The organism is Brucella cytisi (assembly GCF_038433355.1).
Taxonomy (GTDB): domain Bacteria; phylum Pseudomonadota; class Alphaproteobacteria; order Rhizobiales; family Rhizobiaceae; genus Brucella; species Brucella cytisi.
Genome location: NZ_JBCAUP010000011.1, coordinates 53,636 through 66,575 on the forward strand (window position 1 = coordinate 53,636; position 12,940 = coordinate 66,575).

Below are 12,940 nucleotides of genomic sequence, written 5' to 3' on the forward strand. Positions count from 1 at the left end.
ACGGCCTGTATTCATTTTATTCAGCAGATTGGAACTCTCTTGAGCGCTTATCAAAAGACAATTGGTCGTGCGGTTACGCTTTCGGGCGTCGGCGTTCATGGCGGAGCTCCAGCTTCGGCGACGTTTTTCCCGGCCGATGCCGATACGGGAATCGTATTCCAGCGTTCAGATCTGAAGGGCAAGGCGCCGGAAGTGCGCGCCCATGTCTCACAGATTGGCGCAACTGACCTCTGCACGTCGCTTGGGCCGAAAGAGTCCAAGATCGACACGGTTGAGCACTTGATGGCGGCGGTCGCCGCGCTGGGCATTGATAACCTTGTCGTTGAAATTGATGGTCCGGAAGTTCCTATTCTCGATGGTACGTCTGCGCGTTTTATCGAAGCTTTCGATGAGGCGGGTGTTGTCACGCAGGAAGCAAAGCGACGCTTTATTCGCATTCTGAAAACGGTCCGAGTCGAAGCTGGCGGTTCCTGGGGTGAATTCCGCCCCTTCGCCGGTACGCGGTTTGAAGTCGAGATCGACTTCGAATGCCCGCTGATCGGTCGGCAGAAGTTTGCAGACGATGTGGACGAAGCGACCTTCCGCAAGGAGCTTTCCACCGCGCGGACTTTCGGTTTCATGAAGGATGTGGAACGCCTCTGGGCTTCCGGCCATGCGCTTGGCTCGTCGCTCGACAATTCGCTTGTCATTGGTGACGACAATTCTGTCATCAATCCGGGGGGGCTGCGTTTCAAGGACGAATTCGTTCGTCACAAGACGCTCGATGCCGTCGGCGATCTGGCACTTGCCGGTCTGCCGTTCATCGGCTGTTTCCGTTCCTACCGCAGTGGTCACAGGCTGAATGCGGAAACGGTGAAGGCGCTGCTGTCGGACAAGACGGCGTTCGATATTGTCGAGGCTTCCGGTGTTCGCCAGAACTCGAGAGCATCGGATTTCGTTGCTGTGAAGCCGAATATAGCGGCTCCATGGGCGCTCTAAATTTAGCCAAGAAATAGTATGTATCGGCGCATGGCCTTAATTGAGCCGTGTTCGCCGGTTCACCTCACAATTGAGTCGGTGCGCCGTTCTACGGTGGATTGATCGGGGAGCAACTACCCATACGGGTAGCCAATACCGGGGCCAATTCACACTGGTTACGCGTTTCGATACGCCGTCCGGCGGATTCAGACCACTAGACGATTGCCGATTTCGCCTGCATGTGGTTTATGGACGGCCAAAACAGCGTCAGCTATGTTCGTACATTCGCTGAAGCTGAATGATTTGTATGGATGGAGCTGCCGTGCAGTGCTAGAAGCACGCAGCTCCAAACAGGAATGACGCTGTCAGAAGGCCGGAGACCGCATGACGAGTTTCAAATTCAAGGGTGTGACGAAAACCGCGCTGCTGACTGGCGCTATCGCCGTTCTTATCCCGCTCGCCGGTTGTGCCAGCAAGGACGACGACATCGATCTCACCAAGTATGTCGAGACGATTGATCCTGCCGACAAAACCTACAATGAAGGTCTCGCCAATCTGGACGCAGGTCGCCTTGATGAAGCTGCGAAGAAGTTCGCCGCCGTCGATCGCCAGCATCCCTACACGGAATGGGCACGCAAGTCGCTCGTGATGGCTGCCTTCACCAACTACCGCAAGGGCAATTACGAAGAAGCGATCTCGATGGCGAAGCGTTACAACACGCTTTACCCGACTTCGCCTGAATCGGCCTATGCCTATTACATCATCGGTCTTTCCTACTTCCGCCAGATTCCGGACGTGACCCGCGATCAGGCTGCAAGCCGTCGCGCAATCGCTGCGATGCAGGAAGTGGTCGATCGTTTCCCGGATTCCGAATATACGGATGATGCCAAGGCCAAGATCCGCTTCGCCCGCGACCAGCTCGCTGGCAAGGAAATGCAGGTTGGCCGCTATTATCTGGAACGCAAGGAATACCTTGCCTCTATCAAGCGCTTCCGCGGCGTTGTGGAGGAATATTCCAATACCCGTCAGGTGGAAGAAGCACTGGCTCGTCTCGTCGAAGCCTACTATGCGCTTGGCTTGACGTCGGAAGCCCAGATGGCCGCTTCGGTTCTCGGCAAGAACTATCCGGACAGCCCGTGGTACAAGGACAGCTACAAGCTTCTGCAGAGCGGTGGTCTTGAGCCACGCGAAAACGGTAATTCGTGGTTGGCCAAGGCTTCGTCGCTCATCACCGGCGGCGGCTCATAAGCTGATTCTCACATGCTGTCGCACCTGTCGATCCGCGATATTGTTCTGATTGAAAGGCTCGACATCGAGTTCAAGACAGGCTTGTCTGTACTTACCGGTGAAACCGGGGCGGGCAAGTCCATTTTGCTTGATTCGCTTTCACTGGCACTTGGCGCGCGTGGCGACGCCTCGTTGGTGCGTCATGGTGCCGATCAAGGGCAGGTGACTGCAGTGTTCGATGTGCCGGGCGCACATCCTGCCCGGATTTTTCTGCGCGATAACGGTTTTGACGATGATGGCGACATCATTCTGCGCCGCCTGCAGATGGGCGATGGTCGCACGCGCGTCTTCATCAACGATCAGGCGGCGAGCGTCGCGCTCCTTCGTGATCTCGGACGCAGGCTTGTGGAAATCCATGGCCAGCATGACGACCGCGCGCTGATCGATACCGATCTTCACCGTACATTGCTGGATGCTTTTGGCGGTCTCGAGCCAGAGGCCGCAGTGGTTCGCGAGCGTCACAAGGCTTGGCGCGATGCGGAAACAGCACTTGCCAAGCATCGTGCCCGCGTCGAGCAGGCCGAGCGTGAAGGCGATTACCTGCGGTCTTCAGTTGAAGAACTGACCAAGCTGGATCCGCAGCCCGGCGAGGAAGAAGAGCTCGCCGAGCGCCGCGCGATCATGATGAAATCCGAAAAGATCGCGGGTGACGTGAACGAAGCCGGTGAGTTACTGTCGGGGCAGGGATCACCTGTGCCGTCTCTGGCAAGCCTTGTGCGTCGTCTGGAGCGCAAGATCCCGGAAGCGCCGCATCTGCTGGAGCCGGTTTGCAAGGCAATTGACGAGGCGCTCAACAGTCTGGCTCTCGCGCAGGACGGTATAGATCATGCCATGCGCGAAATCGATTTCGATCCGCGCGTGCTGGAACAGGTTGAGGAGCGGCTTTTTGCTTTGCGCGCCGCCGCACGCAAATATTCTGTCGCAGTAGAGGGATTGCCTGCGCTGCGTGACAAGATGGATGCTGATCTTGCCGATCTGGATGCCGGAGCAGAAAAGCTGATCCAGCTTGAAAGTCAGGCGGCCGAAATGCGGGTGGCCTATGACACGGCGGCAGCCAAGCTTTCCGGTTTGCGCAAGGAAACAGCGGAGCATCTGAAGGCTGCTGTGATGGCCGAATTGCCTGCACTGAAGCTTGAGCGCGCCGAATTCATTGTCGAGATGACCACTGACGCGCAAGCACGGGCGGCTGAAGGCATCGATACGGTTGAGTATTGGGTGCGCACCAATCCGGGCACGCGGGCTGGACCGATGATGAAGGTTGCTTCGGGCGGTGAGCTTTCGCGTTTCCTGTTGGCGTTGAAGGTGGCGCTTGCTGATCGCGGTTCTGCTCCGACGCTCGTATTCGATGAAATCGATACCGGCGTGGGCGGTGCGGTGGCAGATGCCATCGGGCAGCGCCTTGCACGGCTTTCCGGGCGCGTGCAGGTGCTTTCGGTCACACATGCACCGCAGGTGGCGGCGCGTGCTTCCACGCATTTCCTGATTGCCAAGTCTGCGACCAATGAAGACCGTGTGTCTACCTCGATCCGTTCCATCGGGGTGGATGAGCGGCAGGAAGAGATTGCCCGCATGCTGGCCGGTGCCAGCATTACCGACGAAGCGCGCGCAGCAGCAGAACGCCTGCTGGCTGAGAATTGAGCATTTCCAGCAAAAGTGCAAAGCGGTTTTGCGTCGGATAATACGTACAAACAAAGAGATAGTGCGCTCGTCTCCTGACATGACGCTGTCAGGGGATATGCATGTTCGTAATGTCGGGTCGGTGTAGGCGCGATGCCATTTCTTGGTTATGTTGAGCAAAATTGAATCAGCAGGTTTTGCTCCGCTTATGACCGATACTCCCGTCGAAAAACTGACTGAACCTGAAGCCGCTTCAGAACTGGAACGGCTGGCGCGTGAAATTGCGCATCATGATGAGCTCTATCATGCCAATGACCGGCCAGAGATTTCGGATGCCGAGTATGATGCGCTGAAGCGGCGTAACGATGCGATTGAAGCGCGCTTCCCGCATCTGGTGCGGACAGACAGCCCGTCCTTGCGTGTTGGCACAGCACCTGTTTCCAAATTTGCGCAGGTTGTTCATGCACGCCCTATGCTTTCGCTCGGCAATGCGTTTTCAGACGATGACGTCCGCGATTTCGTGGGCAGTGTCTATCGCTTCCTGGGGCAGTTACCGGATAATTCCATCGCATTTACCGCTGAACCGAAGATCGACGGGCTTTCCATGTCGATCCGTTACGAGAATGGAATTCTGGTCAGCGGTGCGACGCGCGGTGACGGCACGACCGGTGAGAATGTGACGGCGAATATCCGCACTATTGCCGAAATTCCGAACAGGCTTCCGGCGGGTGCGCCTTCCATCGTGGAAGTGCGCGGCGAGGTCTATATGGCCAAGAGCGATTTCCTCGCGCTCAACGAACAGATGGCCGCTGAAGGCAAGCAGACTTATGTGAACCCGCGCAACACGGCAGCGGGTTCGCTCCGCCAGCTCGACGCCAAGGTGACGGCGAGCCGCAAGCTGAAATTCTTTGCCTATGCCTGGGGTGAGATGTCGGACATGCCTGCCGATACGCAGATGGGCATGGTCGAGATTTTCCGCGAATGGGGTTTCCCGGTTAATCCGCTGACGAAGCGGCTTCACGGTGCAGATGAATTGCTTGCGCATTACCGTGCTATTGGCCTTGAGCGCGCCGAACTCGATTATGACATTGATGGCGTCGTCTATAAGGTTGATCGGCTCGATCTGCAGACGCGGCTCGGTTTCCGCTCGCGCAGCCCGCGATGGGCAATTGCGCACAAGTTTCCGGCAGAACAGGCTACGACGATCTTGCGCGGTATCGACATTCAGGTCGGGCGCACTGGCGCGTTGACGCCGGTGGCGCGACTGGAGCCGATCACTGTCGGCGGCGTGGTCGTGACCAATGCGACGCTGCACAATGAGGATTATATCAAGGGTATCGGCCTCAAGGGAGAGCGTATTCGCGCGGATGAGCATGACATTCGCGTTGGCGATACGGTTATCGTGCAGCGCGCAGGCGATGTGATCCCGCAGATTGTCGATGTCGTATTGGAGAAACGCCCGGCCGATGCCGTGCCGTTCTATTTCCCGCATGAATGCCCGGTCTGTGGCAGCCATGCCGTGCGCGAAGAGGGCGAGGCGGTCTATCGCTGCACCGGCGGTCTGACCTGTGCTGCGCAGGCGGTTGAGCGCATTCGTCATTTCGTATCGCGCAATGCATTCGATATCGAAGGTCTTGGCGAAAAGCAGGTCGAGTTTTTCTTCCATGCCGAAGATGACAGCCTGAAGATCAAATCGCCTGCCGATATCTTCACGCTGCAAAAGCGACAGGCGGATTCGCCTCTCAAGAAACTGGAGAACATTGAAGGTTTCGGCGCGACTTCCGTGAAGAAGCTTTACGATGCGATCAATGATCGGCGTGAAATTGCCCTGCATCGCTTTCTGTTCGGCCTTGGTATCCGTCATGTTGGTGAGGTGAATGCCAAGCGCTTTGCGCGCGCGTATCTGTCTTATACCGCCTTTGAAAAAGCGGCTCTGGAAGCGGTTCCGCCAAAAGAAGGCGACCGCACCGACAAGGGTAACGACGCCTGGCAGGAATTGATTGCGGTTGAGGGCATCGGTTCCATCGTTGCTGAAGCTGTCGTGGATTTTTATGCGGAGCCGCATAACGTGCAAGTGCTGGCCGCTCTTCTGGCCGAAGTGACGCCGCTTGATGAGGAAGCGCGTGTTGCTACCGGTTCGCCGGTCGAAGGCAAGACAGTGGTATTTACCGGCAGTCTGGAACGTATGTCGCGCGATGAGGCAAAGGCCATGGCTGAGCGCTATGGGGCAAAGACTGCTGGATCGGTTTCTAAAAAGACCGATCTTGTGGTGGCCGGACCGGGCGCTGGTTCCAAACTCGCCAAGGCATCCGAGTTGGGCATCGAAGTCATCGATGAAGACGCCTGGTTCACACTGGTCGGAGAAGACTAATGGCCCCGTTCAGCGGTTTTGGTGAAAAAGCGATCCCGTTTCTGAAAGCTCTGGATTTTCATCAGAATCGCGAATGGTTCGTCGAGAACAAGGATCTTTTCGAGCAGCAGCTGAAGGAACCTCTTGGAGATCTTGTCGAGGAATTGACGGGTCGTTTTGAAAAAGCCGGTCTGCCGTTCAAGGGTGATCGGGTGAAATCACAGTTCCGCATCAAACGCGATACGCGATTTTCCAAGGACAAGGCCCCCTATAACCGCCATCTGTCTGCGCTGCTGTCGCAATCGGGTACAAAGTGGGACGAGAGCGGTTGCTTCTATGTCTGCATCGGCCTGCCGGGTGTCCGCGACTGCTACGCCTGTGTGGCTTGGTGGGGGCCAAGAAAAGAACTGCTTCTGGCTATACGCACGGCCATTGCCGAGAAGCCGGAAGAATTCCGCACCATGGTCGCGAAACTCAAGAAAAACGGTTTGAAAATCAGCGATTACGACCGGCTGAAACGCACGCCACGTGGTTTCGAGGCCGTCACTGATGATGATTTGCTGGAAGCAATTCGCAATCGGCATTTCTCGGTGCGGATAGAAATCGACCCTGAAACGATTACCCGCACCGATCTGGCAGATCGTCTTGTCGACTTCACCGAACGGGCCCGCCCGCTTGTGGACTGGATGCACAAAATCGAAAAGACAGTTCCGCAACAATCATGATCGTTCATGAATGCATCTGCCGGATTTATGAGTGATGCGCAAATGCGGCATTCCTGTTTAATAGTATGATTTTTTGGGAAATCTTATTCCAACAGGCCCCAGAATTTCCTAACTACTCTTCATTCGGAGGAGTGAATATTCGTGGATCAGACTTTTCGGCCCGTAAGGGCTTCAGCGCGCGCCGATATTATTGACGGTGTCCGACGCGGACTTCCGCTTGTCGTTGCCGGCGCGCCCTTTGGCCTGCTGTTCGGTGCGCTTGCTGTCGATAACGGATTGTCGCTCGCCGAAGCGGTGTTCATGAGTTCCATCATCTATGCAGGTGCCAGCCAGATGGTCGGGCTCGATCTTTTCGGCCAGAATATCGCGCCGTGGATGATTGTCATGTCGATCTTCGCCGTCAATTTCCGGCACGTGCTTTATTCGGCGAGCACAGGTCGGCGTATCCGTCACTTCAAGCCATGGCAGAAGGCACTGGCCTTTTTCGTACTGGTAGACATCCAGTATGCGGAAGTTGAACAACGAGCGGAAGCCGGTAAGCCGGTCACCTTCGTCTGGTATATGGCCATCGGCCTCACATTCTATCTGACCTGGGTTGTCGAAGCGCTAATCGGTGGGCTGTTCGGCAATCTGATTACAAACCCCTATGCCTTCGGCATCGACTTTCTGCTGCCGATCTATTTTCTCGGCATGGTGATGAGTTTCCGTCATCGACAGAACTGGCAGCCGGTCGTCATCGTCAGTGCGATTTCAGCCGTGGCGGCCTACAAGTTCGTGGGATCTCCGTGGCATGTTTCGCTGGGCGCACTTGGCGGGATTGTTCTTGCGGCGATTATTGCCAGGCCACGCGAAGGGGAGGCGTAAATGTCCATCACAATCTGGATCATTCTTGCGGGCGCGCTCTGCACTTATCTCACCCGTATTGGTGGGCATCTGGTCCTGTCACGCTTCAGTCGTGTGCATTACCGGGTGGAAGCGGCGCTCAACGCCGTGCCTGCAGCCGTTCTGACGGCCATCGTGGCCGCGCCTGCTTCGGATCATGGCTGGCGGGAACTGCTCGTGCTCGCGGTTTGCATCGTGCTTTCGTTGCGGCTCAGCATGATGACCATGTTCTTTGCGGGCGTAGCGCTTTTGATCGCGCTACGCCATTTCACGGTGTGAATGCATTATCAAAGCGGCGCGGTTGCCGCTTCAAGCCATTTGCGTTCAGTGTCCTTGAGGTGGCCTGACAGCTTCTCGCGCACGCTGGCATGGTAGCTGTTCAGCCAGTCGATTTCTTCCTGCGTGAAAAGCGACTTGTCGATCAGGCGCCGGTCGATAGGGCAGAACGTCAGTGTCTCGAAGCCCATCATCGGAATGTCGCCGCCTTCCGGCACTTCCGGTTCAGTGACGATGATGAGATTTTCGATGCGGATGCCGAATGAACCTGGCTTGTAATAGCCCGGTTCATTGGAAAGGATCATGCCCGGCAGTAGTTCCTGTGCGCCCTTTTTCGAAATGCTCTGTGGGCCTTCGTGCACTGACAGGTAGGAGCCGACGCCGTGGCCGGTTCCATGCGCATAGTCGAAACCGTGCTTCCATAGTGCGATACGCGCCAGAACATCGATATCCTGCCCGCGCGTTCCCTTTGGGAAACGGGCCGTCGTGATCGCGATCACACCTTTCAGCACGAGCGTGAATGCCTTGATTGTCTCCGGTGTTACCTTGCCGATGGGGACGGTGCGGGTGATGTCGGTGGTGCCATCACGATATTGCGCGCCGGAATCGACCAGATAAAGCTCGCCATCTTCAAGCGTTCTGTTGGTGTCGGTATTGACGCGATAATGGATGATCGCGCCATTTGGCCCCGCACCAGATATTGTGTCGAAGGATATGTCTTCCAGCGGCATTTGGAAGTCGCGCCCGGCATCGGCACGCGATTCTTCCAGCTTCTGCGCTGCGCTGATTTCATCGATTGTGCCGGGCTTCTGGGCGTCGATCCACGAGAGAAAATTGACCATTGCCACGCCGTCGCGCTCATGGGCAGCGCGTGAGCCGTCAAGTTCGGCTTTGTTCTTGATTGCGCGTGGAATACGGGCAGGGTCTTTGCCTTCGATCACACTGCCGCCTGCGCTGGTGACAACGAGGCGGAGCTGCTCAGCCGCAAGGGTCGGGTCGAGAAGAATAGCTTCTGCCTTGGCCGCGAGAGCACTGAGGTGCCCTTCCAGATCGCTCGGCGCCGAGAGCTTGGCGAGCTGGGTCAGATAGGCGTGCGGTTCGATGGCGAGCTTGCGTTCATCAATGAAAAGCTCCGGTTCGCCCTTTGCAGGGATAATGGCAAAGCTCAGCGGCAGTGGTGTGTTGGACACGTCTTTGCCGCGGATATTGAACACCCATGCAACTGATGACGGATCGGTCAGGACAGTTGCGCTGGCGCCGCTTGCGGCAACTGCGGCCTGCATTTCCTTGATCTTGTCTTCCGCTTCATGGCCGGAGAAGCGGGCAGGCTGGATGGTGACTTCCGCCGTCGGTACTTCAGGCTGATCGCCCCATATGGCATCGATGAGATTGATTTCGACGGGAACCAGTTGCCCGCCCTGAGCCTCCAGTGCTTCACGTAAACTGCGGGCTTCGGAAATGGTATGGAGCCAAGGATCGAAGCCGATATGCAGGCCCTTGCCGTTTTCCGCTAGCCAGGAAGCCGGTGGATTTGTGACAAGGCTTTCATAGGAGAAGACCTTCGGATCGGTCTGAGCGCGGACCTGCAGTTCATAACGTCCATCGACAAAAATATAGGCGCTATTCTTGAGGATGAGCGCGGCACCAGCCGAACCGGTGAAGCCGGTCAGCCAGGCGAGGCGCTGCGCATGGGGCGGAACATATTCGCCCTGGTGTTCATCCGCGCGAGGAACCAGAAAGCCGTCAAGGCCAAGTTCAGCCATTTTCGCGCGCAGCTTCGCGACGCGTGGGCCACCATTGGCCGGATTTGTGGTGACGTCGAAACTCTGAAAAGCCATAGATTTAACTCGCTCAAAACAGGAATACGCCGTGGTTCAAACGGCCTGTTATTTCAGATGAATTGCTACCCAGCCTTCGCGATGCAGCGTCTTTTGGTGGGTGAGTCCCTGTGCCTGATAGGCAGCGAGCACTGCATCGTGTTGACTGTCAAGTATTCCAGAAAGAACGATGGAACCGCCGGATGCCATATGTTCCTTGAGGGAAGGTGCCAGCTCGATAAGCGGATTGGCAAGAATATTGGCGACGATGAGGTCGAATGGCGAATAGGAACGGAAGATCGGGTGGCCGAAGCCTTCCGCCGTTGCCGTAACGATGTGCTCTGCCACGCCGTTCTTGGCGGCATTTTCAGCGGCGACCGTAACGGCGATAGGGTCGATGTCGGTAGCCAGTACCGGAATGGGAGCCAGCTTGGCGATGGCGATGGCAAGAACAGCGCTGCCGGTGCCAAGGTCGAGCGCATTGGTCGGATGTTCGCTGTTGACGGTTTCCTCGATCAGTTCAAGACATCCTGCGGTCGTTCCATGGTGACCAGTGCCGAAGGCAAGACCAGCATCGATTTCGATAGGGATGTCGCCTGCTTCGATCTTGTCGCGGTCGTGCGAGCCATGGACAAAGAAATGTCCGGCTCTGACAGGCTTCAGACCTTCCAGCGAATGTGTGACCCAGTCGATGTCGGGCAGTTCTTCGACGGCGAAAATGTCCGCACCGACCAACGCATCGATCCGCTTGGCGACATCTTCGGCATCGTCCTCGACATAGACCGACACCTCGAAAATCTGCCGGTCTTCATCGATTTCGGTGATAGCGATGGGGAAGCCGTCTTCCTCGAAAGCCTGTTCGAGAACGTTGTAGACGCGCTCGGCTTCCGCCTTATCCGCCGAAAAGAAAAGTCGTGACTGGGCCATGAAGTAATAAAGCTCTCTATCTTTGAGAGTCTGTTCCAAAAGCCGCCCTGTATGGCTGCAATTTGCAATTTTTCTGCGTTCCGGTACTCGAAAATCACCATTTTCGCACATACATGCCGCTTTTTGATTCAGGCTCTGACGCATTTCCGATGGAAATGCTTCGTAGATTCTATTTAGCTCTTTGCAGCGCCTTTGGCCAGATTCTTCAACTTTTCCAGAGCCGTATCCGGGTTTTCCTGATAGGCGATGGTGCTGCGGAAACGACCGCCCTTGTCGAGCAGAAATACCGATGCCGTATGATCCATCGTATATTCGCCATCTTCGCCCGGAACCTTCTTGGCGTAGACGTGGTAGGATTTGACCATATCAGCAATATTCTGTGGTGTACCGGTGATGCCAATGATGCGGTCGGAAACGTTGCCGACATAGGTCTTCATGACTTCCTGCGTGTCGCGTTCCGGATCAACGGTGATGAAATAAGCCTTGATGTCACTGGCTTCCGGCCCAAGCTGCTTCAGCCAGCCATCAAGCTCATAGAGCGTGGTGGGGCAGACGTCCGGGCAATGGGTGAAGCCGAAAAAGATTGCTGCTGGCGCAGCGCGCAAGTCGTTCTCGGTGAAAGGCGTGCCATCCATGGTCACAAGGTTAAGCGGACCGCCGAAGGGTTCTTTAGCCGCTTCCTTGTCTCGGAAAAGATTGAGACCCGCAGCGCCGACGATAACGACGATGAAGGCGATGATGAAGATGGGCAGGAATTTTTTCATGTCCAGTCAGCCTTGAATTTCCGAACGCGCCTTGATGCACTGATCAACAATCTATCTTTTCTTTATGCGTTGCAGAACCGTCGATATAGCCGCATCCTGCATCATGAAGAGCATGGCGGTAATGTACGGCCATTTGCTCAATTTTCAATAATTTCTGAAACTTTTGACTATTTGTCGCGCGGTGGAAATGGCTCTTCGCACAGTTTGGCTCCTGTCTCATTCGCGTGACCAAAGTTGAACAGCTTCTTCGTTCTTTCTTTTTGCAAGGTTGATCGAACTGATATATTTCGGTCATAAAATTGCAATTTCTTGTGAGAGCAATTTTGGAAGTCGATTACGTAATCGCTTGGGTTGACGGGCAGGATCCCGCGCATATGGCTGCCAGAAAAAGGTTCGCGCCAAATTCTGATCGTACGCATTTCGAAGCCGTTACAAACGAACGTTATCTCCGTCATCAAATTCGCCCCGTTCATCAAGCGCATTTTCATCATCACCGATCATTAAAAGCCCCGTTTCCTCGATGCATTCAAGCATGAGGACAAATGTGATGCTTCTTTTATCCAGATCGTGTCCCATGATGACATTTTTAGAGGTCTGCCCGCTGCCCGTCCTTCGTTCAACGCCCGTGCTATCGAAGGCGCGATGTGGCGGATACCGGGTTTGTCGGAACATTTCATCTACTCCAACGACGATTTCTTTGTGAATGCTCCGCTGACAATTTCCGATCTTTATGAGAACGAACGTCCTGTTCTCCATGGTGATTGGGTGCGGCCTGAAAATACCCGCTGGAAGTACAAGCTGCGCCGATTGCTCGGCAAGATATCGCGGTACGAATATACGTTTCCGAAGTTCCGCATGGCGCAATGGAAAGGCGCCGTTGCGGCTGGCATGAAGGATCGCTTCATGTCGATCCACCATCACCCGCACCCGCTGCGGCGCAGCACGTTGGCGACTTTCTTAGCCGAGAAACCCGGCGTTCTGAATAAGCAGGTAAGTTTCCGGTATCGCGATATCGAACAGTTCAATACGGTTGCTCTCTCCAATCATCTGGAGATTTTGCGGCACAAAGCTTCTGTTTGTCCGGCGAGAGAACTGGCTTATCTGGATTTTGTCCAGGAAAAACATTGGGCGGAAGAACTGCAAGCAATCGAGGCCGGTTCAGCGCCCTTCGGCTGCGTGCAGGGTTTTGAGCGTTTCGATCCCGCATTTCGAGCCCAAATTCACCGGACCCTCATTGCGAAGTTTGACGATGTTCTGCCGAATGTTATCAAGGATTATCTTTCCGGCGAGCAAGATAGTTCGCAGGAAGCGGCTTAAGCAGTTCGTTCCAGAGCTGAC

At 55.6% G+C, this 12,940-nt stretch carries 12 protein-coding genes; 8 read left to right on the forward strand and 4 right to left on the reverse strand.

Going from position 1 to position 12,940, the window contains the following annotated elements:
- Nucleotides 1–39 precede the first annotated feature (39 nt).
- From lpxC to AAE521_RS11965, 7 genes are all read left to right on the forward strand, one after another.
- Nucleotides 40–978, forward strand: a complete 939-nt coding sequence (gene lpxC, locus AAE521_RS11935; RefSeq protein ID WP_010659736.1) for a UDP-3-O-acyl-N-acetylglucosamine deacetylase — start codon at nucleotides 40–42, stop codon at nucleotides 976–978.
- 363 nt (nucleotides 979–1,341) lie between these two features.
- Complete coding sequence (locus tag AAE521_RS11940; RefSeq protein ID WP_010659737.1) at nucleotides 1,342–2,205, forward strand: outer membrane protein assembly factor BamD; 864 nt, start codon at nucleotides 1,342–1,344, stop codon at nucleotides 2,203–2,205.
- A 12-nt stretch (nucleotides 2,206–2,217) separates the two neighbouring features.
- Nucleotides 2,218–3,882 (forward strand): DNA repair protein RecN, encoded by a 1,665-nt coding sequence (gene recN / locus AAE521_RS11945; RefSeq protein ID WP_342061406.1) that lies wholly within the window; start codon nucleotides 2,218–2,220, stop codon nucleotides 3,880–3,882.
- Nucleotides 3,883–4,069: 187 nt separating this feature from the next.
- Nucleotides 4,070–6,232, forward strand: a complete 2,163-nt coding sequence (gene ligA, locus AAE521_RS11950; RefSeq protein ID WP_342061407.1) for an NAD-dependent DNA ligase LigA — start codon at nucleotides 4,070–4,072, stop codon at nucleotides 6,230–6,232.
- On the forward strand, nucleotides 6,232–6,936 hold the full coding sequence (locus tag AAE521_RS11955; RefSeq protein ID WP_342061408.1) for a DUF2461 domain-containing protein: 705 nt from the start codon (nucleotides 6,232–6,234) through the stop codon (nucleotides 6,934–6,936). The genes ligA and AAE521_RS11955 overlap by 1 nt, the downstream gene beginning before the upstream one ends.
- 141 nt (nucleotides 6,937–7,077) lie before the next feature.
- On the forward strand, nucleotides 7,078–7,800 hold the full coding sequence (locus tag AAE521_RS11960; protein WP_342061409.1) for an AzlC family ABC transporter permease: 723 nt from the start codon (nucleotides 7,078–7,080) through the stop codon (nucleotides 7,798–7,800).
- Nucleotides 7,801–8,097, forward strand: coding sequence for an AzlD family protein (locus tag AAE521_RS11965; RefSeq protein WP_342061410.1), 297 nt, complete (start codon nucleotides 7,801–7,803; stop codon nucleotides 8,095–8,097). It abuts the gene before it with no gap.
- An 8-nt stretch (nucleotides 8,098–8,105) separates the two neighbouring features.
- On the opposite strand, the gene AAE521_RS11970 is transcribed toward AAE521_RS11965, so the two are convergent.
- From AAE521_RS11970 to AAE521_RS11990, 4 genes are all read right to left on the reverse strand, one after another.
- A complete protein-coding gene (locus tag AAE521_RS11970; RefSeq protein ID WP_342061411.1) occupies nucleotides 8,106–9,932 on the reverse strand; it encodes an aminopeptidase P family protein in 1,827 nt (608 codons plus the stop codon).
- Nucleotides 9,933–9,980: 48 nt separating this feature from the next.
- Nucleotides 9,981–10,838: a 50S ribosomal protein L11 methyltransferase gene (locus tag AAE521_RS11975; protein ID WP_071630033.1), complete on the reverse strand. Its 858-nt coding sequence runs from the start codon at nucleotides 10,836–10,838 to the stop codon at nucleotides 9,981–9,983.
- 173 nt (nucleotides 10,839–11,011) lie between these two features.
- Nucleotides 11,012–11,602: an SCO family protein gene (locus AAE521_RS11980; protein WP_010659745.1), complete on the reverse strand. Its 591-nt coding sequence runs from the start codon at nucleotides 11,600–11,602 to the stop codon at nucleotides 11,012–11,014.
- Nucleotides 11,603–12,031: 429 nt separating this feature from the next.
- Entirely contained in the window at nucleotides 12,032–12,274 is a 243-nt protein-coding gene (locus AAE521_RS11990; RefSeq protein ID WP_235817401.1) for a hypothetical protein, read from the reverse strand.
- Between AAE521_RS11990 and AAE521_RS11995 the strand changes: the two genes are divergently transcribed.
- Nucleotides 12,170–12,919: a hypothetical protein gene (locus AAE521_RS11995; RefSeq protein ID WP_235817395.1), complete on the forward strand. Its 750-nt coding sequence runs from the start codon at nucleotides 12,170–12,172 to the stop codon at nucleotides 12,917–12,919. The genes AAE521_RS11990 and AAE521_RS11995 overlap by 105 nt on opposite strands.
- Nucleotides 12,920–12,940 lie beyond the last annotated feature (21 nt).

Bases quoted from the DNA above. Each gene is read 5' to 3' on its own strand.
- AAE521_RS11975 (WP_071630033.1), bottom strand. From the start codon at position 10,838: ATGGCCCAGTCACGACTTTTCTTTTCGGCGGATAAGGCGGAAGCCGAG.
- AAE521_RS11965 (WP_342061410.1), top strand. From the start codon at position 7,801: ATGTCCATCACAATCTGGATCATTCTTGCGGGCGCGCTCTGCACTTAT.
- recN (WP_342061406.1), top strand. From the start codon at position 2,218: ATGCTGTCGCACCTGTCGATCCGCGATATTGTTCTGATTGAAAGGCTC.
- AAE521_RS11940 (WP_010659737.1), top strand. From the start codon at position 1,342: ATGACGAGTTTCAAATTCAAGGGTGTGACGAAAACCGCGCTGCTGACT.
- AAE521_RS11980 (WP_010659745.1), bottom strand. From the start codon at position 11,602: ATGAAAAAATTCCTGCCCATCTTCATCATCGCCTTCATCGTCGTTATC.
- ligA (WP_342061407.1), top strand. From the start codon at position 4,070: ATGACCGATACTCCCGTCGAAAAACTGACTGAACCTGAAGCCGCTTCA.
- AAE521_RS11970 (WP_342061411.1), bottom strand. From the start codon at position 9,932: ATGGCTTTTCAGAGTTTCGACGTCACCACAAATCCGGCCAATGGTGGC.
- AAE521_RS11990 (WP_235817401.1), bottom strand. From the start codon at position 12,274: ATGTTCCGACAAACCCGGTATCCGCCACATCGCGCCTTCGATAGCACG.
- AAE521_RS11955 (WP_342061408.1), top strand. From the start codon at position 6,232: ATGGCCCCGTTCAGCGGTTTTGGTGAAAAAGCGATCCCGTTTCTGAAA.